General features: G+C 42.2%; 20 protein-coding genes. 12 read left to right on the top strand and 8 right to left on the bottom strand.

All coding sequences use genetic code 11. From position 1 onward, the window contains the following. Position 1: 1 nt before the first annotated feature. The 3 genes from DWW23_RS21980 to DWW23_RS21970 all read left to right on the top strand — a co-directional run bounded on the left by DWW23_RS21980 (position 2) and on the right by DWW23_RS21970 (position 2071). Complete coding sequence (locus DWW23_RS21980) at positions 2-592, top strand: hypothetical protein (RefSeq protein WP_122356220.1); 591 nt, start codon at positions 2-4, stop codon at positions 590-592. A 208-nt stretch (positions 593-800) separates the two neighbouring features. Further along, positions 801-1583 carry a hypothetical protein gene (locus tag DWW23_RS21975; protein ID WP_122356218.1) on the top strand — a complete coding sequence of 261 codons (783 nt, stop codon included), beginning with the start codon at positions 801-803 and terminating at the stop codon, positions 1581-1583. Positions 1584-1678: 95 nt separating this feature from the next. Continuing rightward, the gene (locus DWW23_RS21970; protein WP_122356216.1) at positions 1679-2071 is read left to right on the top strand and encodes a 4-fold beta flower protein; all 393 of its coding nucleotides are present in this window, start codon (positions 1679-1681) and stop codon (positions 2069-2071) included. Here DWW23_RS21970 and DWW23_RS21965 read toward each other — a convergent pair. Then, complete coding sequence (locus DWW23_RS21965) at positions 2051-2836, bottom strand: ADP-ribosylglycohydrolase family protein (RefSeq protein WP_122356214.1); 786 nt, start codon at positions 2834-2836, stop codon at positions 2051-2053. The two genes, DWW23_RS21970 and DWW23_RS21965, sit on opposite strands and share 21 nt — an antisense overlap. A gap of 150 nt (positions 2837-2986) precedes the next feature. Between DWW23_RS21965 and DWW23_RS21960 the strand changes: the two genes are divergently transcribed. Beyond that, positions 2987-3361 (top strand): lipocalin family protein, encoded by a 375-nt coding sequence (locus tag DWW23_RS21960; RefSeq protein ID WP_122356212.1) that lies wholly within the window; start codon positions 2987-2989, stop codon positions 3359-3361. A gap of 54 nt (positions 3362-3415) precedes the next feature. Here the strand turns inward: DWW23_RS21960 and DWW23_RS21955 are convergent, their stop codons facing one another. From DWW23_RS21955 to DWW23_RS21945, 3 genes are all read right to left on the bottom strand, one after another. Further along, a complete protein-coding gene (locus DWW23_RS21955) occupies positions 3416-3931 on the bottom strand; it encodes a phospholipase D-like domain-containing protein (protein ID WP_122356210.1) in 516 nt (171 codons plus the stop codon). Between the two features lie 14 nt (positions 3932-3945). Further along, the gene (locus tag DWW23_RS21950; RefSeq protein ID WP_122356208.1) at positions 3946-5010 is read right to left on the bottom strand and encodes a YhcG family protein; all 1065 of its coding nucleotides are present in this window, start codon (positions 5008-5010) and stop codon (positions 3946-3948) included. Positions 5011-5191: 181 nt separating this feature from the next. Beyond that, the gene (locus DWW23_RS21945) at positions 5192-7243 is read right to left on the bottom strand and encodes a hypothetical protein (protein ID WP_147382640.1); all 2052 of its coding nucleotides are present in this window, start codon (positions 7241-7243) and stop codon (positions 5192-5194) included. A gap of 1034 nt (positions 7244-8277) precedes the next feature. Between DWW23_RS21945 and DWW23_RS21940 the strand changes: the two genes are divergently transcribed. The 3 genes from DWW23_RS21940 to DWW23_RS21930 all read left to right on the top strand — a co-directional run bounded on the left by DWW23_RS21940 (position 8278) and on the right by DWW23_RS21930 (position 11409). Beyond that, on the top strand, positions 8278-9474 hold the full coding sequence (locus tag DWW23_RS21940) for a peroxiredoxin (RefSeq protein ID WP_122356204.1): 1197 nt from the start codon (positions 8278-8280) through the stop codon (positions 9472-9474). Between the two features lie 16 nt (positions 9475-9490). Further along, positions 9491-10255 (top strand): peroxide stress protein YaaA, encoded by a 765-nt coding sequence (gene yaaA, locus DWW23_RS21935; RefSeq protein WP_122356202.1) that lies wholly within the window; start codon positions 9491-9493, stop codon positions 10253-10255. A gap of 107 nt (positions 10256-10362) precedes the next feature. Next, the gene (locus DWW23_RS21930) at positions 10363-11409 is read left to right on the top strand and encodes a 6-bladed beta-propeller (RefSeq protein WP_122356256.1); all 1047 of its coding nucleotides are present in this window, start codon (positions 10363-10365) and stop codon (positions 11407-11409) included. 19 nt (positions 11410-11428) lie between these two features. Here the strand turns inward: DWW23_RS21930 and DWW23_RS21925 are convergent, their stop codons facing one another. The 3 genes from DWW23_RS21925 to pheT form a co-directional block, all read right to left on the bottom strand. Further along, positions 11429-12169, bottom strand: coding sequence for a hypothetical protein (locus DWW23_RS21925; RefSeq protein WP_122356200.1), 741 nt, complete (start codon positions 12167-12169; stop codon positions 11429-11431). Between the two features lie 260 nt (positions 12170-12429). Continuing rightward, on the bottom strand, positions 12430-13164 hold the full coding sequence (locus tag DWW23_RS21920) for a YebC/PmpR family DNA-binding transcriptional regulator (protein WP_122356198.1): 735 nt from the start codon (positions 13162-13164) through the stop codon (positions 12430-12432). A gap of 35 nt (positions 13165-13199) precedes the next feature. Further along, positions 13200-15662: a phenylalanine--tRNA ligase subunit beta gene (pheT, locus tag DWW23_RS21915; protein WP_122356196.1), complete on the bottom strand. Its 2463-nt coding sequence runs from the start codon at positions 15660-15662 to the stop codon at positions 13200-13202. Between the two features lie 311 nt (positions 15663-15973). On the opposite strand from pheT, the gene DWW23_RS21910 reads away from it, so the two are divergent. Beyond that, on the top strand, positions 15974-18268 hold the full coding sequence (locus DWW23_RS21910; protein ID WP_122356194.1) for an ATP-binding protein: 2295 nt from the start codon (positions 15974-15976) through the stop codon (positions 18266-18268). Here DWW23_RS21910 and nrfA read toward each other — a convergent pair. After that, the gene (gene nrfA, locus DWW23_RS21905; RefSeq protein ID WP_122356192.1) at positions 18257-19735 is read right to left on the bottom strand and encodes an ammonia-forming cytochrome c nitrite reductase; all 1479 of its coding nucleotides are present in this window, start codon (positions 19733-19735) and stop codon (positions 18257-18259) included. The two genes, DWW23_RS21910 and nrfA, sit on opposite strands and share 12 nt — an antisense overlap. A 265-nt stretch (positions 19736-20000) precedes the next feature. Here nrfA and trmD point away from each other — a divergent pair, with 265 nt between their 5' ends. The 4 genes from trmD (at position 20001) to DWW23_RS21885 (ending at position 24112) form a co-directional block, all read left to right on the top strand. Next, positions 20001-20681, top strand: a complete 681-nt coding sequence (gene trmD, locus DWW23_RS21900) for a tRNA (guanosine(37)-N1)-methyltransferase TrmD (protein ID WP_122356190.1) — start codon at positions 20001-20003, stop codon at positions 20679-20681. Between the two features lie 379 nt (positions 20682-21060). Further along, positions 21061-22575: a Gfo/Idh/MocA family oxidoreductase gene (locus tag DWW23_RS21895; RefSeq protein WP_122356188.1), complete on the top strand. Its 1515-nt coding sequence runs from the start codon at positions 21061-21063 to the stop codon at positions 22573-22575. A 21-nt stretch (positions 22576-22596) separates the two neighbouring features. Next, positions 22597-23451 (top strand): sugar phosphate isomerase/epimerase, encoded by an 855-nt coding sequence (locus DWW23_RS21890; RefSeq protein WP_122356186.1) that lies wholly within the window; start codon positions 22597-22599, stop codon positions 23449-23451. A gap of 103 nt (positions 23452-23554) precedes the next feature. Then, complete coding sequence (locus DWW23_RS21885) at positions 23555-24112, top strand: RNA polymerase sigma factor (RefSeq protein ID WP_122356184.1); 558 nt, start codon at positions 23555-23557, stop codon at positions 24110-24112. Positions 24113-24125: the final 13 nt, after the last annotated feature.

Raw genomic sequence — 24125 nt, 5'->3', positions numbered from 1 at the left:
TATGGAACTCGATAATATAAAAAACAGCTGGAAACAGGAAAACCAGCAAATTGCAGCGAATGTACATCTGAATAGAACAGCCCTGATGAAAAAGATCTCGGCAGAAACAAACCGTATGAAAAGAAAGAATCTGTTACTCTTGTTGTTCAGAATCCCTTTTCCGGTAGTTATACTTGCTATGCTATTTTCACACATTCATATCCATAACATGGTTAATTTCTATATTGGAATAGTGTTGTTTCTGGCTTTTGCCTGCTTTGCTTCATGGGGACTGATAAAATATTATCTGAATCTGAGAAAGCTGGATATAACAGATTCATATCTTGAAAATAAAAAGACTATACGGGAGCTGGAGTTATATAAACTGAATGTGACGAAAAGGAATTACTATTGCAGCCCGGTGGGAATAGCCGGTATTTTCCTGATGATCAATGCGCCTTTGTTTACTACTACCGAAGGGGCTATCATGTTACTACTTATCATGGCTGTCATGGCTGCCTCCATATTCATAAATCTGAAATATGTCTTACCGGCACAGTTCAAACGGTTGAATAAGGAGATGGAAGAGATTCGGAAAATGGAAGAGGAATAGGCAAACTCAAATCCATTTGTGTGTTCGAATTAGCGATGTATAATCCTGTTCGTTTCTGAAATAAAAGAATATCTTTGTGCATCAAGGTTTTCACTTTGTAAAATCGGGTCTAATATACCATATTAACAGCATGACAAGAAACAACATATTCAGCTTATTATTTACTATTCTTTGTATATCAGGATGTATCTCGTGCAATAAATATCTATTGAGCGAAAAAGATAAGGAGATAGAAAAGGAAGATATTCCCATTGAAGTATTCGAAGCTATTTCAAATATCGACCTGTCTGCCCGAAAGAATTGGATACTGATAATAAATTATGAGTCGATATATGATTATGCAATAGACAAAAATACACTCAAAGCCATTCCTAAAGATACTCCCTGCTATATTTGGGGTCCCAACATAATCGAAAATGAGGATGGCATAGATTGGATCAGTCCGGGGTTAGGTCCGATTATTCTCTTTGCTTCTCAAAACTATTATGCTAATTTTATATCTTACACAGATACTACATCTACAATGATTTTTGACCAAACAACCGAAGATAAATTATTAGCAGCCGATTGTTTGTCTTGCCTATATTCAGGGAAAGCATCGACACATCTTTCTGACATTTTGGTACATAACAATTGTTTACTGGATTTTGAATTGAAGAATGTTCCCGAGTCTACAACTGTTATGGTGAAAAGCCGGGTACCTATCCAACCATTCAGATATAAAACAAATCCACAACATTATAAAGCGATCGTATTTTCATATTGTGGAGAAAGAGATGCCGAGCTTTACATTACCATGGATGATAAGATCCATATTGTTAAATTACTTCCAACAATAAACCGCTCCAATCTGAGTAATGATCTGTTCCCAGATACATACCGTTATACAACCCCCGATACATATTATAAATTCACTTTATCTTACGACGAAGAAAAAGATGTATTTTCAATTGAAGATGCGGAGAATAGTGTGTGGAGCCAGATGCCATAAATTCATCGATATTTAATACAAATGATATATGGTTATTTCACTTATTCCATATCTTTACACACATAGAAAAACTTATAACCAACAAGCATAAACACATGAGAACAAAAGATTTACTATTATTATTACTTTTCCCTTTATGTACAATCACTATTGTATGTTGCAATACAACGCGTAACCAGACGGCCTCTTCTTTCAAGAAAGAAACAACCATTACAGACAGTAAAGCAAACAAGGTTGCAGACCTCAATGATATCAAGGCAATATTCAAGAATAATGCACCTTATACTTACAATAATGGTCTCATTCTCAATAAATCAGGAGAAACAATAGCCTATTGCTCTAATGGTTACATTTTAGACAAAAACAAAAAGACACTAGGCTATTATTCTAATGGTTATATACTCGACAGCAATTATAAAACCATCGGAAATTATGCTAATGGATATATAACTTTAAAGAAAAATTCTTCAACTGTTCCGATAACTTAATGATCTAGCATTTAATCGCTTCACTATTTCCTGAAACTCTGGTGGTATTCGTTTCATGACTTCCTGCTGAATATCATCCGGTACACCATAATAAGCCCCGGCAATTCCTCCGGTGATGCAAGCCAGCGTATCGCTGTCGCCACCTAATGAGACGGCCAGGCGGATGGCGTTCTCAAAGTCCGTACTTTCCAGAAAGGCAATAATTGCTTCGGGAACCGTTCCCTGGCAACTGACATCAAAACGATAGTCCGGACGTATCTCGTCACAAGTACGGTCCAGATCATAAGAAAAAAGAGATTCAATAGATCGCTTGATCTCCTGCTTACTATTCCCATCCCGTGCCATATAAACAGCAGTAGCAGTGGCCTGCGCTCCTTTAATTCCTTCGGGATGGTCATGAGAGACCATAGCAGTTCCTTTAGCAACGACCAACGCCTCTACCAACGAAATGCATCCCCATCCGACAGCACTCACCCGCATCGCCGAACCATTCCCCCAACTGTCATAAGGTTGCGGTTTCTCCTCCTGTAGCCAACGGCTGAAACGAGCACCATAACCACCCTTCGGACACGGATATTTACGTCCGTACTCCTGCATGATTCCAACAAGGTTTCCCCTATTCAGTAACCAATCAGCTATAGCGACCGTCATGATCGTATCGTCCGTATAATTACTTTCATCTGTAAACAACGGAAAATCCATTGTCTTTATATTATCGAATTCATAAACGGAGCCGATAATGTCTCCTGCTATTGCACCTATCATCGTATGTTAATTAATATTCTTCTGTTGCATAAAAATAATAAATATATTCAAACATGACTCGCTTATACTAAAAAAACTATACAAATCATCGAATTTTTAAAGCCTTCGGATATATTTGTGCACTTATTCAAATTCAAAACAGCATTTAATATGAAAAAGACTATTTTATGTGGTCTCTTATTGCCTATCACCACACTGGTATTTATTGCTTGCAGCGGAAACAGTACTCTTACAAACCAATTAAAAGGTTCCTGGGTAGCCCCGATCAACGGAATGCCCGAACAGATGGAAGGTTTCGAACTGAAAGACGACGGACTTGCTTCTTCCATCAATATGGCGACACTGGTTTATGAGAAGTGGGAAACCATTAAAGTGGATAATACAGATGCCCTGGTCCTTCAGGGGAAAAGTATCGGTAACGGACAAACGCTCTCATTCGCCGACACATTAAAGATCGACAAGATAACCAAAAACTCACTGACTCTCACCAGAGACAGTTATACCAGAACATATTCAAAAAAATAAAGAAAAGCCATTGCCTATAGACAGAATAGATTTATAGGCAATGGGCATCTTCAATCATGTCATAATCCTGTCCGAACAATATTTCTTCCGTTTGCAATTTTTACAGGGAATCCCCATCCAAAGCTCATCGAACTGTTCGACGGCTTCCGTCACCAGCTCTTCCACCGAGGTAAAAACTCCCGCCTCGAAGTTACGGTTATCTTTTCCTTTCATTCCTAAAGCGGCTCCCGTTAAGTTTGCCGATCCGATATAGACCTGCTTCAAATCGAATATCAATAGCTTAAAATGAACACGAGGACAAAGTACGCGTTCCATACGGCTCCAAAGCAAAGGATATTTATCGAAGTCATCGCGGAAGTTCTGCCCCGGCTCCTTTGCATGGATCAAACGTACTTCGACACCTTCCCTGACCTTTTGCTCCAACAGTTTCAGTAAAGGGACAGCATCTTTTCCTTCTTTGATGTAAAGATCTTTTATATCAGCCGTCCCGATCCAAACCGTCCGCTTCGCCTGCCGGATAGCTTCGATCAGGAAAGAGTAATGTTGTTCGTTTTTGATGTATTGGAGCATAGAATATATCTTTATTATTTATCTTTTCTGTCAAGTTCTCTTTCGGTATAATGTGCTTTAGCTATAGCAATAGCACGTTGCAATTTTTCAGACAACAAATTCTTATCGGGCAGTTGAGTATAATATTGTGCAACTTTAATTGGACTTTCTTCATCTAGCATCAAATACTCAATATGCTCTGTATTTCCTTCAGAACATAGAATAAGACCTATAGGAGATTCTTCATATTCTTTTCGTTCATTTTTGTTTAGATAACGAAGATAGAGCAGCATTTGTCCTTCATACTCTGGTTTAAATTTTCCAAGTTTCAAGTCAATGGCTACTAATCTACGAAGCCCACGATGAAAAAAAAGTAGATCGATATAATAATCTACAGCATCCACTGTGATACGTTTTTGACGACTTAAAAAAGCGAAATCAGAACCTAACTCATTAATAAACTGCTGCATTTGTGTAATAATAGCCGATTCCAAATCTTTCTCAGAAAAGCAATCAGACAAACCGAGCATATCAAGAAAATAACTACTACGAAACACCAAATCTGGAAGAAGTTGGTTTGTATCTTTTACATATGCTAATTCTTTCTTTATCACATTTTCAGGTTTTCTGCTGATGGCAGTTCGCTCATACAACTGTCCATCTATCTTTTGATCCAATGTTCGAGTATCCCAATGTTCAATATGACACATTTCCATATAAAAAGATCGGGCAAGTTTATCTTCAATAAACATTAATGAACGCAAATGAGTCCATGTCAATTGTATACGCGTTGCGTATACAATCTCTTCTTCTGAAAAAATATACGCAGCGCGTATACAATGTAAAAGTTTACGATCCCCCCAACCGTTACCATATTTTTCTGTCAGACGTTTAGCTAATTGCTTCACAATTTGTTTTCCATAATCTGCACGTTGATTATAAAGCACATCCTCTTTAATCCGTTTACCAACATGCCAGTTTATCAAACATATTTCCGTATTCAGATAAGTCGCCACCCGGATACGCCTGTTGTCAATTATCTTACAAACGTCCGTATACAAACTATTCTCTTCGGGTAAAATCGTTTCTATATTTTTCATTTTACTTCAAATTAGAAGGGGTTACACAAAGGTAATAAAGTTTGCTACTTGATTTACAGTAGGGAAGAGAGTTTATCTGTTTTCAACATAGATTTAAGAAAAACTTGTTGTGTACTTACCTAAATAGTAGGCAAGTACACAACAAGTTTACAATTTATTATCAATATTCCCTAAAGAAGATTTACTTAACAAGAAACTTCCTTTTCTGATCTTTACAGGTCAGCAGATAAATGCCATTCTCCAACGAGAAGCAATACTGACCATTTCCATCAGTAATATGTGAAACGACTGCTCTTCCTCTAATTTCATAGATTATAAAACGGGTATAAGCAAGAAGCCCTTCCACTTTTACTTGGTTACCAAAAACTGAGAGACGGAATTTATCGGTATTTATTTTATTTACGTTAGTTTCTGTTTGATAAGTAACTATACTATTACCGGCAAGTTTTAACTGAGACACATTATTATAATATATCACTTTTTGTAAATCACTATCAGCCAACTGATAGCCATTATAACCGACAGCAACAATTGTTCCGACAGGAGGTGTTTCCACATAACTAATCTGCCAGTTGTTTCGTAAAGAAGGATTGACCAACAGACGATTTCCGTCATTCATTAAAGTCAATCCATCCACTTTTGCCTGTCCTCCGATTTGTAAATTCGCCCAGGTGTAAAGGGCACAATCTTCATTTCCGGAAATCTCACCACCAGTCATACAGAAAAAGCAATGCTCACTGACAAAGACTCCCCCACAGCCATCCGTCACTTTGTTTGAAGATATTTTGCCGCCAGTCATAATGAACTGACCACCGCCATTATTCGCCACAGCTCCAATCTGACCGGTATTGGATGAAATTTCACCATCGGTCATGGTAAATATACCTTCATTATAAACTGCACTTCCATAAGCACCTATATTACCGGTAATTGTTCCTCCATCCATTGTCAGTTCACCACCTTTAGTAATACAAACAGCACCGGAAGGGGTATCGGCTTCAATTCTTTTACAATTCTTTATTGTAACACCGTCTTTTAGTTTCAGTTTACCATATACGATCAATGAACCATCTTTTTGGGAAACTCTATTACCATCGATTATAATATCATCCAACTCCAAAGAATAACCGGAACGGATACGGAGCATGGCATACGGGTTGTCATTACCTCTTAATAAGGAACCACCTTTTAGACGAATATGTTTATCAACGTCCAACGGTTTATGTAAAGTGATGCCGCCGCTGGGGATAAAGATTTCAGTAGGACTATCTTCGGTACCTTCCGGAGCGTTATCGATAGCACCACCAAGTTCATCTTCGGTTGTAGGGTTGTTTGGGGTTGGGTCGGGAGAAGGGTTAACAGTTCCGTCATAAGAAAGAATCACCGTTTCTGATTTCTCCCCTTTATAATACTCCGTCATTGTAGATACATAGCCTTCACTATCTAAAGTATATTCATAAGTATAATAATCTCTCATACTTCCTATCAAATTACTATTCTTTTTGCCAATGTATCCTAAAACTGCAAATTGGTAGACATCCTCTCCATAAACTTGAGCAAATAAATGAGTTAAATCAATATTCATTTTGTTTTCTACGTTCGTATATGTATAGTATTCTTGCTTACTATTTGGACCATTAGGGTAACCATTCATCACATTCCCATTTTCCCAGTCATAAGTTTGAGTATAGACTCGTGATGTTTTATCATCTCTAAAACGATACATTAAAGAAAGTGTCTGTCCTGTTTCATCATATTCATAATTAGAAATTGTACCACCCATATATGGCAGACTACCATCCTCCAACAAATCTTCTTCTTTTACAATAGTCCCTTGGGCATTCAATTCACAAACAACTTTATTCAACAATTCTTCAGTACCTATGTCATAGGTAGTTAACGTTAAAGTTTGATCCTTAAATTCATAATAAGCGATTGCATTTTCAAGTAACATCCCCCACTCTCCTTGATTTTGTGTTTTTATAACTCTTCCTTTTTCATCATACCAAAGATTCATAGTCATCCTCTTAACACCCTCATTATTATAAAATTCAATACTTTTCACGAGCTTTCCTCCCACTCTTTCAAATGATGACTTCAACGGGACATCCCCTATCCCCTTTTTCAAATCCAGCCTCAACGTCTTCTGAGATAACGCCGTCAAAAGAAATACCACAATAAGCCCGATAAACAAAACGATAGGAATAATCCACTTGTGTAACATGTGTTTCATAATACTAGTATTCGTAACACCGAGGCCCGGAGTGTCAGTATAGAAAAGAAGTGTGAGCCTGTTAGTTTATCCTATCAAAGAGGCTCTGGACTGCCCTACCAAAGAGATAAAAAAACAGCTCACACCTTTATCATATATGAAATACATATACAACAAGGATGAACGTTTCAAATTACTCCACTTTGATAAGAAATTGTCCAGATTTCTTTGATAAGGAATAAGCTAAACGCTTCTATAAAATTTATGTCAGCCCAGGAAATAAATCCTTTGCCGGAACAAATATATAAAATGTTTAACACAGAAACGCCCTGTGAGCTGTTTATTTTTCTTCTGAGTTGTAATGCTACTTTAACAAAAACGGTACGCAGAAACTCTATTCTTTTATCTTTTCTTCATTCCTTATTCCCGTCAACCAATTATCCCTTAGCATATAACACTTCTTTTTTCTCCTCCTCAGCCAGATTATTTTCCCCTGCTCGTTCAGCTTTTCAAATCCTTCAATACCTGATAATAGCTGCAATGGTTAAAACAACATACAAAAGGTGGAAGAAACCAAGCGTTCTTCTTTCAATTTGGAAAAGATATTTTCCAACGGTTCCTTCTCCGTCATCTCTTTTCGCTTGGGAAGTACAGCGCGAACAAGCAGTATAACCTTCAGCTTATGTTTCAGCTCGGGTGAAGCACAATAGACAACATTATTGAAACGGATCGATTCGGCACGGATTTGTTTAGAGTTGGTGATGTCTTTCGGAGTCTTGTTTCCCCTATCTCACGGTTCAGCGGGTTCTTATTGAACGCATATTTAACACACATAAGCAATAGATTTAAGTTTTAAGCCCTTGTTATTTAATGCGAAATATAGTGATAAGTTTTCTTTTTCGCAAGCATAAAATTAATTTCGTGCATGCAAAAAGACAAAAAACATCAGAGATCAATAGTCGTTTATCAAATATCTAAAACTAAATATTCAAGTCTAAGGAGTTTGTGCTTCCTGTAAAACCATTATCTTTGTTAAAGCTATAATAAAATACGAGATGAAGAATATTCATAAGATGAAACTAGAGGGCTTCATTATACTAAGCCTCACATTGTTATTTTCATGCTCACCAAAGAATGACAAAGGATTACATATAGATGCACAAGTCGAAGGTTTGTTAGCCGGAGATACAATTCTTTTCGTCCAGTATTCCATACCCGACTGGGAGGAGGTTATGAGCGATACGCTTATTATTTTGAAAGACGGCTCTTTTTCTTTTAATGATATGATCAGCCAGACATCAAATATCATCGTTGAACATCACCCGAAGTATACCCAACGGCTAGAGTCTTGTAACAGAGGATGCCAACTTTATGCCCGTCCCGGCGACCAAATACAATTGACAGGTAATACGGAATTCTTTCCGGCTTTACACAAGCAGGGAGGTCTTTATAATGATCCCCGGTTGAATCGCATCATCGAATTAGAAGACAGCATGACTATCGAAAGGAATAAGATATATCGCAAAATGATTTATTATATCAATTTGCAAAATACAGATAAGGCTTATTCTGATTCTATTATGCACTATAATAGAGCATACACAAATTGCCGTTCACAAGAGTTGAAGGAAATTACCAAAGTATTTCGCAATACGATTAATGACAGCGAATATGCAGCTCTAGAATATCTGAATAGACTTTCCGATGTCAGCTTTCCGGAATTCAAAGAACGCTTTTCACGCTTTACTCCTGAAATACTTGCATCAACAACTGGAAAAATATTAGCCAGAATGCTAAAGGTGAAAGAAAACATCGAGCCTGGCAATATGCCCCCGGATTTTACTGTCACGGATAATAACGGAAATAAAGTATCCCTTTCCGACTACCGAGGTAAATATTTACTTATCTATCATTGGGGACTCTGCCCCGGTACGATATGGGTACACCCTCACCTGCTGGAGCTATATAAGGAATATCACGACAAAGGTTTTGAAGTGATCGGGTTTACCAAAGACGATAATCTTCCGGAAATATTGAAGGAGAGTCCTGAAACACGACCTCTATTCGACCAGCCGTGGCACACCGTTTATACCTCACAGGAAAACAATAAGTTTATTAAAGAAGAATACTATTTCAACGGAGTTCCGATCCTGATGGTTATTTCGCCGGAAGGTAAAACGTTATACAGAGGCTACAACGAGATCTACCAGCCCCTAAGTGACCTATTAAATGAGAAACTAAGTAAAAAATAAATTCAGATAAAGAAATATGCTAATCATCCTCACGTCGGCAAAAACGATGACCGGCACCTCTAAAATAAAGGCCCCTGCAGGGACAATGCCCCGTTTTGCACAGGAAGCGAAAGAAATAGCCTTGAATATGGCACAGTTCTCGTCGGATGAGCTGAAAAAGATATTGAAATTAAATCCTAAGCTGGCACTGGAAAATTACAACCGGTTTCAGGAGTTCCATACGGAAGAAGTACATCCCCTGCAAGCATTGCTGGCATATACCGGAGTTGTCTTCAAAAATATCAACCCGAAGGACTTTTCGGAAGATGATTTCCTGTATGCCGACGAGCATCTGCGGATTGCATCTATCTGCTACGGACTACTGCGCCCGCTCGACCTGATCAAACCTTACCGGATGGAATATGAAGTGAAACTGCCGGAACTGGGTGAAGGGAATATGTATAATTACTGGCGTCCGCGTCAGACCGAGTTACTAATCGATGAAGTGAAAAAGAACGGCAACATCCTGATGAACCTTGCCAGCCAGGAAATCCAGGGGGCATACAACTGGAAAGAGGTGGAGAAAGCCGTCCGCATCATCACGCCGGAGTTCAAGGTATGGAAAAACGGGAAAATACAGACCATCGTGATCTATACGAAAATGGCACGCGGACAAATGACCCGGTACATTCTGAAAAACCGGATCACCGACCCCGAAGCTCTCAAAGATTTCTCCTGGGAAGGTTTTACCTACAATGAAAGTTTGTCAGATGGAGACAACTGGGTTTTCCTGCAAAGCTAAAGGGGATTATATATTATTATCCCCAGTACAAAAGAAATCGACCTTCCACTCAATAATCGAAAGATAAAAACGTTATATTTACGTTCCTTTTTTAAATGAATTATGAAATGAAAAAGACCTGTTTACTGTTGCTTTTGCTCGTTAGTATAATCTATATAAATGAAGGTTACCGGATTATTAGCGAAGGTATGTTGGTTAAGAGTACCGACAAAGGTTCCCTGTCGGATATTGCCGAGGAGGTGATAGCTGTTCCCCTGGAAACGAAATCGGACTGCCGGTTGAAATATGCCACACAGATCAAACGCGACAGGAATGAACTGTTCCTGGTAAGCGACGGCCAGCTTTACCATTTCGACTGCTCCGGCAAGTTCATCAACCGCATCACCAGCAACCAGCATTTTCCTGTTGCCGACTATGTCATCGACCCGCTCGAAAAACAACTGATTGTTATGGATAACAAGGAAAACGTCTATTATTATGATTACGACGGGGCGTTACTGGAAAGGAAAAGCCTTGCCGGTATCAACCCGCTGAAAGCCCCTACCCGCCTGATGTATTACGACCGCCATATCTGGATAACGACACAGGCATTGTCGCCTTCCAAAGAAGATGCCAATAAACAGTGCATGGACCAATGGCTCTATAAATTCGACACGACACTCAACCTGCAAGATGCCCGTAAACTGACGGCTGCCGACCTGGGACGTTTCTATCTCGGTGCCTGTTTCTCCACGGAGTTGTCCGTTGCCGACGGAAATGTGTATGCCTATTCGCCCTCCACGCAGCCGGACGAACTACTCGCCGACACGCTTTACCTGATCAGCCGGAACCAACTGAATATCCATGATGAATATTCCTCGATCCTGCCTCTGTGTATAGCCGGACGTTACCTGGTTTCCACCTATTCGAATGCTGCCGACGAGGAACAGAATTACACGTTCTGTTATGACCGCCGCGAAGAATATGCTTATAATGTAACAGGAGGTTTTGAAGATAATTTCTATCATACGGGAAGAGTTCCCGACTTGCAAGCACTGGATGTTTACAACAGTTCTTTCTGTTACTGCCGTTCGGGGGAAGAAGTGAAAAATGCTTTTCCGGACCGTACAGAAGAGGATAACCCCGTTCTGTTCATTGTCCGGATGAAAGCATAAAAGAATAACTACTTTTTAATTAGAACAATCTGCCGCAGAAACGGACTTTCATGACCGGATAAACAGTCAGCTTATCCATGATCTTTGAGAAGCTGTCGTCGCTATCGGTCAATGCGCTGCCCAGATCACCGGAACTTGTGTAAAGTTTAGGTGAGCCATGGAACTGTACACCCAGTTCAAACTGCACGCCGATACGTTTCTTAGGCACTGCACGTCCGAATCCCAGACCGATATAAGGACGGAATCCCGATACTTTAAGGCCGCCTGACACATTACCGTTCTTATCGACTGCGATCGTCTGGTCGCCGATAACGATATTTGCATCACCGCCATTCTGTATGTATTCAGCCAGTTCATCGCTGTGCCCGTCGATCTTAATCATCTCCTTACCACCGAAATAAGCACCGGCAGTCACAAAGAAAGAAGAGCTCAGGAACGGATAATAATTGACCAGCAATTCGCCGGAAGCACGTTTCGTAGTACCTCTCAGGTCAAGGGTAGATGTTTTTTCACCCAGTTCCGGATCCGACAGGTTCACATCCGCATCTGTATTAATATGAATACCCGGCATGAAAGAAACACCACCGCGAATAGCAAAATGAGGTGTAACAGGAGTTGCCACATCAACGCCGATACCTGTCGTACCAGCACTTACACCTACTGAAAGAGAGTTGAAAATTCCCAGTTCCTTCTGAGCGGAAACCTGGTTACACAATACGCTCAGGCATACGAATGCCCAAAGAAAAATTACCTTTTTCATACTGATAGAGTTTAATAAAAATACTAGTTCAGAGTCTAATGAAAATATATATATAAGTTCGGCGCGAAAGTACAAAAAAAGTAAATGATATGAAAAAAAGTATGTGTAAAAACGATCCGGGGAGGTATAATACATAAAAAAAGCAGAGTTTCGCAGACTATTCAATTAATAATTAAATAATACTGCGAAACTCTGCATATGTTATGCGCCCTCTGCATCTCCGGATACAGACGATGGCGACTCACCTTTCGGGGGTAGAATTATTCTTCGTCTTCGCTATCGTCTTCCTTGATATTGTGGAAAACGTTCTGTACGTCGTCGTCTTCTTCCAACTTCTCGATCAGCTTGTCCAAAGCTTCACGCTGTTCGGGCGTTACTTCTTTCAAGTCGTTCGGGATACGGACAAACTCGCTGCTTGTGATCTCAAAACCGTTCTCTTCCAGATATTTCTGGATAGCCGAGTTCTGTGCAAATTCACCGTAGATAATTACTTCTTCTTCGTCCTCATCCACTTCATCCACACCATAGTCGATCAGTTCGAGTTCCAGGTCTTCCAGCGAAATACCTTCCTTCTTGGCAATATGGAATACACACTTATGGTCGAACAGGAATTCAAGGCTACCGCTTGTACCCAGCGAACCACCGTGTTTGTTGAAGTAGCTGCGCACATTAGCAACCGTACGGGTTGTATTGTCTGTCGCTGTTTCCACGAAGATAGCGATACCATACGGGCCGTATCCTTCATAGTTCATTTCCTTATAACCAGTGAAGTCTTTTTCTACAGCACGCTTAATGGCACGTTCTACATTGTCCTTCGGCATGTTCTCCTTCTTGGCGTTCTGCATCAAAGCGCGCAAGTGAGGATTGTTTTCCGGATCAGGACCGCCCGCTTTCGCCGCAATAGTGATTTCCTTACCCAGTTTCGTGAATACGCGGGCCATATTACCCCAACGTTTAAATTTTCTTGCTTTACGGAACTCAAACGCTCTTCCCATATTATATGAATGTTTTTATTGTTATAAATGAATCATTATCTCAATGATGCGCCCAGTTTGTCTTCCAGATTCTTCCGGATCTTCTGCATGATCGCATCGATTTGTTTGTCGTTCAATGTCTTTGTCTCATCCTGCAAGTAGAAACTTACGGCATACGATTTCTTTCCTGCCGGCAGGTTCTTGCCTTCGTAAACGTCGAACAGGGAGATATCCTTCAGAAGCTTGCGTTCGCTGTCGCGGGCAATCTTCTCGATTTCGGCAAATTGTACCGACTTGTCAAGCAACAACGCCAGGTCACGTTTTACTGCCGGGAACTTAGATATTTCAGAGAAAGTAACCTTGCTCTTCTTCGTTTCTTTCATCAGTAGTGTCCAGGATAATTCGGCAAAATATACGTCGAAGTCGATATCCATAGACTTGCATATCTTACGGCTGACAATACCGAAAGTACCCAGCTCACGTCCTGAACCGGTCGTGATGCTGATACCTGACGAATAGATATCGTTGCTCAGGTTTCCGAAGATCACTTTCTTTCTGTCGACACCCAGGCGTGCCAGGATATTTTCAACGTAAGCCTTCAGTTCGTATACGCTGGATTTCTCGTCGGCATGTGCCCAACTGTTCTCTACACGGTTACCGCAAACCCATAATCCCAGACGATAGTCTTCCGAGAATTCAGCTAAAGTTGCGTCTTCGCGTTTCTTTTCAACATTATAATCGTAGCAGTTTCCGAATTCGAAGAAACGGATATTGCCATTCTTACGTTTCGCATTGTGTTCGATGCTTTCCAGACCGCCGAACAACAACGTCTGACGCATACCGTTCAGGTCTGCACTTAACGGGTTCATCAGCATGACGCAATGAGAAACCGGATAAGTAGTCAGTTCGTCGTAATAAGCGGAACGAGTCAGCGAATTGTTCATGATTTCATTGAAACCCGAACCGCATAGCTGTTCTGATATCAGGTTCTGCAACTGGTAACCACGGTCAGTAGCAGTCTTGTAGCTCAAGTTCGATTTTACATTCTCACTGAACTCTATATTATTATATCCGTAGATACGAAGGATATCTTCTATCACATCGACATCACGCTGTACGTCGATACGGTAAACCGGAACATGGATAGTCAGACCTTCTTCAGTCTCTGAAACGATTTCCATTTCCAGGCTTTCCAGAATACTTTTAACCGTTTCCACCGGAATATCCTTACCGATCAGGGCATTGATCTTGTTATAAGTCAGTTCTACCGTATAAGGCAGCATCGGACTCGGATAAACATCCTGGATAGCACCGGTAATCTTACCGCCGGCTACTTCCTGGATCAACAGAGCAGCACGCTTCAATACATAAATGGTATTGTTTGCATCCAGACCACGTTCGAAACGGAAAGAAGCATCGGTATTCAAACCGAAACGACGAGCCGTCTTACGGATCCATGTCGGATGGAAACAAGCCGATTCCAGGAACACATCCGTAGTCTGTTCCGTCACACCTGAATCCAGGCCACCGAACACACCACCGATACACATCGCGTCTTCCGTGTTACAGATCATCAGATCATGATCGGTCAACGTACGTTCAACACCGTCCAGGGTAACGAACTTCGTTCCTTCCGGCTGTGTTTTCACGATTACTTTGTTTCCTTTTACTTTACCAGCATCGAACGAGTGCAGAGGCTGCCCCATTTCATGCAATACAAAGTTAGTCACGTCCACTACATTATTAATAGGACGCAGACCGATTATAGTCAAACGGTTTTTCAACCATTCCGGACTTTCTTTTACCGTTACGCCTTTGATCGTCACACCGGAGTAACGCGGACAGGCTTCCGTATTTTCAACGATCACTTCGATAGCCGGAGTTTCATCGTCGATCTTGAAAGCGTCTACCGACGGGCGTTTCAGTTCTGTCGGCTTACCGTTCTGTTTCAGGTAAGCGGCCAAGTCGCGGGCTACACCGAAATGAGAAGTTCCGTCCACACGGTTCGGAGTGATATCCACTTCCAGCACGTAGTCGCTCTTTACATTGTAATACTCCTTGGCCGGAGTTCCTACAACTGCATCAGCAGGCAATACGATAATACCGGCATGGTCTGTCCCGATACCGATCTCGTCTTCCGCACAGATCATTCCGTTAGACTCGACGCCGCGGATCTTCGACCGTTTGATCGTAAAGACTTCGTCACCGTCATAGAGTTTCGTACCGTTCACAGCGACAACCACTTTCTGGCCTGCTGCGACATTAGGTGCGCCACAAACGATCTGCAAAGGTTCTTCACCGCCTACATTTACTGTAGTAATATGCAGGTGATCTGAATTCGGGTGTTCCACACAGGTCAGGACTTCACCGATAACCAGTCCTTCCAGGCCACCTTTGATAGTTTGAACTTCTTCTACTCCCCCGGTTTCCAAACCGATAGAGGTTAGTGCTGCTGATACTTCTTCGGGCTGCAAGTCGAAATCAAGATACTCTTTCAGCCAGTTGTAAGATATATTCATTGTTCTAAAATTTATTCAATCACGCTACTTTGCATCTGCGGTTTTTCCGCTAACGCCAATTTGACTGGCAAAAGTACAAATAATAGAACTATTATTCAAAACGTGCACAGACTTTATTCTTGCATTGTTTTAAAAAACTTATAAATCAACGGTTATTCCTGACAATTCATTCCAAATTTCTTTGCCTAATAAAAAAATCAATCTAACTTAGATGCGTATTTTCAACCGATGAGATTAGCGAGGGTACTAACAAGACGATTGGAAAACCTAAGTAAATGATTTAAAACACTAGCATTCATCATAATAACTATATGTCAGGCAAATCTTCATTGGTACAATCGATCTTCCTTCCGCTGTTATATCTCCTGCTTTTCAGCTCCTGTTCTCATGCAGCAAAGAAAAAACATATATTGATCATTCAATCTTACGAATCCAATTTCCCCGCTTATAAGGAAATGAAAAAAATCCTGGCAAAGCAGTTACAAGAAAAAGATATTCAGGCAGAAATTTATTCCTATTACCTGGACTGTGAACAGAACCTGGAGAAAAAGCAAAAAATAAATCTTTTCGAGAAACTGAACGAACTGTGTTCCTGGGAACCGGATATTATCCTGACGTTCGACGATCAGGCATTGAACATTCTACTGACCTGCGATCATCCGTGTATTACAACAATCCCGGTCGTTTTCACCGGAGTCAATTATCCCAATACATCCTTTCTTCAGAAATACCCTAATATCACCGGATTCCACGATAAGCCGGATTATAAAACGAATATAAAACTGATCGAACAGCTGATCGGAAAATGTATCGTAGTCAGAGTTACCGATGGGGAGTACATCGACCAAATGATCCTGGAAGATATGAACGAGCAGATCAAAGATATCTGTAAGATGAATGACCTTTACTCGCCTGACAGGATACGCATCTCCGGAAAGAACGGTATTTCCCTGAACGGGGAAAAGAAAATAGAGCCGGATATTATGTATGTAAGTACAATCAACGGTAAATCGACCCGATCACTGATAAAAGGGCTGGGCGAGAACTACTACAATAAAGCCTATCTCGCCACAAAAAGGGATTATCTGACTCTTTCCCTGGGCCGTTTCAGTTCATTTCCCGGCTTTTCCGTTATTTATGAAATGATCGGAAGTAACAACGGAGTGGTCGGCGGCTTCGTCACCCCTCTCGAGGGATTAACGATCCTGGCTGCCAACCGTATTGCGGATATACTGAAAGGCGTCCCGACAAGTAATTTCTCACAAATTACAGAAACGAGTAAAGCGTACGTATTCGATTACAAGGTATTGGAACAATGGGGCATCAGCAGAAGCAAATTACCTGCAGGTTCTTTGTTCGTGAACATGCCTTTTTATATACAGTATAAGATATATTTCATATTCTTGCTTATTCTGGTCGGGATCTCCCTCATCATTATTATCACTTATCAGCGTATACTTTACAAAAGAGAGAACATCCGGAAAAAAGAGATACAGGAAAACCTGAGACAGGAAAAAGAGTTCCTGTCATTTGCCCTGGAAAGCGGTAACATTTTTACTTTCCGTTACAAGAACGGTACCTTCCTGTTCGACAAGGAATTCTACCATTATCTGAATATACCGGAAGAGCCGATCAGTGCAGACCGTTTCCAGAAAGCGATCCATCCCAGCGAACAAGCGGACTTCCTACTAAACCGTTACAAACTGGATCATGGCTTCGTCTCCCGGCAAATCACTAAAAGACGCTACAACTTTAACCAAAAGGGATATCTTTGGTGGGAGTTCCGTTATGCACAAAACATAAATATCTCGAACGGAGAAACCGAGATCGAAGTAAACGGGCTTTGCCTGAATATACAACATACAAAAGACACGGAGGATGAGCTGATCAATGCCCGCAGGAAAGCGGAAGAGTCGGATCAAATGAAGTCTGTTTTTTTGGCAAACATGAGCCATGAGATACGTACGCCGTTAAATGCGATCGTCGGCTTCTCCCAGTTGATAGCTTCCGAAGACATGGAACTGGAGGAAGAGGAGAGATTGGAATTTATAGGCCTGATCAATAAAAACAGCGATCAGCTACTAAAACTTATCAATGATATTCTGGATCTGTCCCGCATAGAATCCGGGCATATTTCATTTGCTTACGAAATGTGCAATATGAATGAATTGATGGATGATGTATACAATACGCACCAGTTACTGATGCCTCAAGGGGTAGAGTTGCGGAAAAAAGTACCGGAAACACCCGCTATCATCAACACCGACCGCATCCGCTTAACACAGGTTCTTACGAACTTCATCAACAATGCGACTAAATTCACGACGCAGGGATACATCGAGATCAAGTATGAATACAGTTCCGACAACCGGTTTATCCTGCTGTCTGTCAGGGATACGGGAAAAGGAATCCCTACGGATAAGATACAACAGGTATTCGAACGTTTCCAGAAACTGGATGAGTTTGCCAAAGGCACCGGCCTGGGACTGGCTATCAGTCAAAGTATTATCAAGACATTCAAAGGAACGATCCAGCTGGAGTCAGAAGAAGGAAAAGGCAGCAAGTTCACTGTATCGCTACCTTATGAACCCGCATCACTCAGTTAACAGTTTATTGGCTTTAGCCTCTTCGCGCCATTGAGGTATCACTGTCTTCAGAAAAGCTTCTTTAGCTTCATTTTCGGTTTGCATATCGAGACCGATATACTTCTGTGCTTTTTCTTTCGTAGAAATATCCGGCATGGGAACATCGCCTGAATATCCGAGCTTAAAAAGAATCTTCATTATATCCATCTGTGCCTGCATGACCTTATCGATCCCGGTTCCTAAGACGCGCAACACCTCCTGCGGAGCATGAAAAGAAGCTCCGTGCGATGCGACACAAAAATCCCAGCGCCATTGTGCCTGCCTGATCAGTTTCAGCACCTGTTCCATTTGTTTCTCCGTAGCTCCCCGGTCCCAGGCAAATTTTGCTTCGATATGCGCTTTCGCTAATTCCGTTTCCAATTGCTCACGTATTTCCGTCACTTTGGTCTGACGATCATAGACATCCTGACGCAAGGTTTCTTCAGTCTCACGATGGCAAGTCTGGCAGGTCCGGTCGATCATAGCCAGAGGACTTTGTACATGGTGGTCGTTATAACCTTCCTGGTTTTCACCCACATAAGGCATGTGGCATTCTCCGCAGGAAACACCCCGGCGGGCATGAATCCCCATCTGTGCCAGTTCATAATCGGGATGCTGTGCTTTCAGCAAAGGTGTCCTGCTCAGTTTATGGACATAGTCGGAGAAACCGATCCGGTCATAATACGCCTCGATATCTTCTACCGAATATCCATTGTCCCAGGGAAGGACCACCCGTTTATCTTCTTTTGAAAAATAATATTCACTATGACACTGCGCACAAACCAGCGAACGCATCTCCTGCTCCGACACATTATCTATACTCATGCCTTTCCGCGTGTAAGCTTCAGTCAGAAACAAACGGGGGATATGCAACTCCATACTCTCCGGATCATGGCAATCCGCACAAGCAACCGGATTAATGATCTCACTTCCCCAGGCAGCCCATTTCCTTTTATAAAAAGCTTCCCGCCCGATCTTATCTATCAAACGCGACGCATCCGAACTTTTGCAGGCCCAGCAGGCAGCCGGTTGGGGACCGTCATTTTCTCCTTCGGGTGCCCCCGTCCTCAAACTGGTGTACATATCATCGATCGCGTACATATGTCCTCTCGGTGTACAGTAACTTTTAGAGAAGGCATATCCGGCCCATAGAATAACGAGGTTCGGGCGTTCTGCCAAGAGGTCTACGGCCTGATTCCCGTTGAAGAGACTGGCAAAACTGGTATCCGCAGTGTTTTTCCAGCTACGGTATTCTTTGGAATAACGTAATTCGAGTTTGTTCGCAGATGAATTTTCATTTATTTCCTGATTCCCGGTATTTACATCATCGATAAAAGTAATATTATCCTCCCTGACAAGCCTATATCCGACAGACACAGCCAATATTCCCAATATGACTACCCCCAACAAGACCAGATACAGATATCTTATATTCAGCTTATTATTCATTTGAATCAATTTGTTCGTATTATCTCACCCACACTCTTCAAAAACCTTTGATTTTCCAAAGTTTCGGACCGTGACGCAAATTTAGTAAAAAGAAACAACGAGCCAAGCTATATCTGTCATTTATAACAGGAAAAGATTCGTCCTCATTCCGCATATCCTCTGTCCTCCCGGCGAATCTTATATGCATTTGCATCCTCATCCCAAAATAATGTCGTATTTTTGCATCGTTTTATCAGATAAAAATATCCAACGAGAGATTCTTATTATGCGTATCGACATACTTACTGTACTTCCTGAAATGATCGATGGAATGATCAATTGTTCCATTGTAAAACGGGCACAGGACAAGGGCCTGGCTGAAATTCATTTACATAACCTGCGTGACTACACGACCAATAAGTGGCGGCGTGTAGACGATTATCCTTTCGGGGGTGAGGCCGGTATGGTGATGCAGATCGAACCGATCGACCGGGCTATAACTGCACTGAAAAGCGAACGGGAATATGACGAGGTGATCTATACGTCGCCGGACGGGGAAACATTCAACCAGCCGATGGCGAACAGCATGTCGTTGCTGGATAATATGATTATTTTGTGCGGTCATTATAAAGGTATAGACTACCGCATCCGGGAGCATCTGATCACCAAAGAGATATCTGTAGGCGATTATGTGCTGACGGGTGGCGAACTGGCAGCCGCCATTATCACCGATGCGGTCGTACGATTGATCCCCGGAGCCATCGGTGACGAACAAAGCGCCCTCTCCGACTCTTTCCAGGATAACCTGCTCGCCCCGCCCGTTTATTCACGTCCTGCCGAATACAAAGGTTGGAAAGTACCCGATGTCCTTCTCTCCGGCCACCAACGGAAGATAGACGAATGGCGTTTGCAACAAGCACAGGAACGGACTGCCCGGTTGCGTCCGGATTTGCTGAAAGACAAATGATCCATCTTTTTAGTAAGAAATTACCACCACTACAGGAATATAAGCTTTTGACAAAATGATTTCCTATCGGTTATTTCAGGAACATATAGATACGTTAAAAAATATTACCCGCTAGGGTATTTTCATTTACCCGCTATATTAATCCGATTTACCCGGTAGGATAGTTACATTTTGACAATTGCCTTTTCTCAAAAAAGCTATTTTTTTACCTTTCCCATTCTTCCCTGTAAAAACCCGACCACCTCAACATATAGAGCCAAAGTAAACCCGATTTCTCAGCTCCCATTTGGTTAAAATAAACAAAAAAGGGACTTCTGTTGTAAGTAAGCCTAAGTCAGATTTTGTCACTCTAGTAAAGTTTACTTTAACAATAATAGTTATGAAAAACATTTCAAGAAGAAATTTTCTGAAGACAGGAGCGGTAGCTGCTGCCAGCCTGACTATTGTACCGGGTTCCGTACTCGGCAGGACTTTCGGGCATACGGCTCCGAGTGACAAACTGAATATCGCCGGAATCGGTGTCGGTGGCATGGGACGCCGTAACCTGGCAAATATGAACACGGAAAATATCGTCGCACTCTGTGATGTCGACTGGCATTATGCCGATAAAACATTCAAGGATTATCCGAATGCCAAACGTTTCAAAGACTGGCGTGTCATGTTTGACGAAATAGGAAAATCCATCGACGCTGTCATGGTAGCAACGCCCGACCATACCCATGCCGGGGTCACCGCCCATGCCATCACATTGGGGAAACATTGCTATACACAAAAACCGCTAACTCACTCGGTCTACGAATCGCGTCTACTCACTAAACTAGCCAGGAAATATAAGGTAGCCACACAGATGGGTAACCAGGGAAATTCATTCGACTGGTGCCGCCAGATCGCAGAATGGATACAGGCAGGCATCATCGGTGAGGTATATGAAGTCCACTGCTGGACCGACCGTCCGATCTGGCCGCAGGGATTAATGCAACCAAAGGAGGTGGCCAAGTGCCCGAAGACTCTGGATTGGGACCTCTTTATCGGTCCGGCACAGAAACGTCCTTACCATCCGGTGTACACACCCTGGAACTGGCGCGGCTGGTGGGACTTCGGTACAGGGGCATTAGGCGATATGGCCTGCCACATCATGGACCCGCTGTACTGGGCACTCGACCTCAAATATCCGACCAGCGTTATCGGTAGCTCCACACTGAGTAACCTGTATTCTCCCCCTCATGCCCAGATCGTAACCTATACCTTCCCGGAGCGTCCGGTCAAAGGAAATGTGAAAATGCCGGAAGTAAAAGTCTACTGGTACGATGGTGGCTTGATGCCTCCACGACCGGACGAACTGAAAGACGGTCAGATGATGGGTGATGAAAACGGGGGGATCATTTTCATCGGCACGAAAGGAAAGATCATGACCGGCTGTTACGGAATGAACCCGACTTTATTGCCTGTTTCCGATATGGAACATTTCAACCAACCAAAACCGACCCTTGCCAGGATCAAAGGCGGTAACGGCGATATCTGGTCGACTAACGCCCATGAACAAGACTGGATACGTGCCTGCAAGGAGTCGCCCGAAAACCGGACGGAATCCTCTTCCAATTTCCAGTTCTCAGGCCCGTTCAACGAGATGGTCGTGATGGGTGTCTTGGCAGTGCGGCTCTCCGGATTACAGGGATTGCACCGCGAGTTGCAGTGGGACGGTGAACACATGCGCTTCACGAATATCTCTCCGACGGACAAAATAAAGATCGTAACGGTAGACGATTTCAAAGTGATAGACGGCGATCCCCGTTTCGACCGCCGCTTTGCCGAATTCAACGCGGCAGAAATGGCCGACGAATGGATCAGGCACACCTACAACAATGGTTTCTCCTTACCGGATATGCCCCAATAACCCCACTAAAACGAATCGATCATGAAAAAGCGAATATTCAATATCTTACTAGTACTGGCTTGCGGCTTGCTTGTCATCCCCGTGCAGGCACAGACCAAAGCGGAAAAGAACGGCTGGCGACTGGGAATGCAGTCGTATAGTTTCCATCTGTTCACACTGACGGAAGCACTCGACAAAACCCGGGAGTTAGGCTTGAAATACATAGAAGTATACCCCGGACATAAGCTGGGCGGCAAATGGGGTGACCGGGTTTTCGACTTCAATCTGGATGCCCAAGCCCAAAAAGAACTGAAAGAACTGGCTGCATCCAAAGGGATAAAGATCGTCGGTTGCGGTGTATATGTTGCGGAGAAATCCTCCGACTGGGAAAAGATGTTCCGTTTTGCCCAGGCGATGGAAATGGAGTTCATCACCTGCGAACCGGCACTCGGCGACTGGGACCTGGTAGAAAAACTGTCAAAACAGTACGGAGTCCGGATATCGGTACACAACCATCCCCAACCATCCGATTACTGGAAACCGGAGAACTTATTGCAGGCTATCTCCGGACGTAACCCTTCGCTCGGTTCGTGTGCCGATGTCGGACATTGGCGCAGGGAAGGACTCGATCAGATAGCATGCCTGAAAAAACTGAACGGACGCCTCATCTCACTTCATTTCAAGGATATCGCAGCTAAAAAGGCGGGAGAAAAGGAACAGCACGATGTGATCTGGGGGACAGGCATACTGGATGTCGAAGGGATGTTGAAGGAACTGAAAGCACAGGGTTTTAAAGGCGTATTCTCAATCGAATATGAATATAACTGGGATAATTCCGTTCCTGATATCCAAAAATGTATAATTTATTTTAATAAAGTGACAAATGAGATACTTTAATCCCATGCGTACATGTTAACCGTCTGCTTTATATGGGGAATGTTCAACCGGAAATCTATCCGGTGACATTCCCATGTTTTTTTATTCATATACAAATGTATTAATGATACGAGACGAAGAAATAATCAAGCAAATCAAAGAAGGAAACATAGATGCGTTCAATGCTTTATTCAAAGCGTTCTATATGCCACTCTATTTTTCTTGCCGGAAATTCATTGCATCTTCGGATGAAGCAAAGGATCTTTTACAAAATGTTTTCTTACGCTTTTGGGAAAAACGAGAAGAAATAGATATACATACTTCTTTGAAAGCTTATTTATTCCGCTCCGTTCAAAATGAATGTCTTAACTATCTGCGATCTGTTCCTTTCCATATAAGCGAAAAAAATATTCAGGAAAATACTCAGGCGGATATCTCCGATTCCCATGCAACTCCCGACACAGTACTAAGTATCATCGAAATGGAACAAATCATCAAGAACACCATCAAACAACTCCCTCCCCAATGTAAAACAATATTTATCCTGAGCCGTCTCAAAGGGCTAAAAAATCAACAGATCGCACAAAAGCTAAATATATCAGTACGCACGGTAGATACCCAGATCTACCGTGCGCTAAAAATATTGAAAGCCCGATTGAAAGACTATCTGGCTCTTTTTTGATAATAGGCTTTTC

Source organism: Parabacteroides sp. AF14-59, assembly GCF_003479515.1.
In the GTDB taxonomy this organism is placed as follows: domain Bacteria; phylum Bacteroidota; class Bacteroidia; order Bacteroidales; family Tannerellaceae; genus Parabacteroides; species Parabacteroides faecis.
This window is presented reverse-complemented; position numbering and strand designations above follow the sequence as displayed.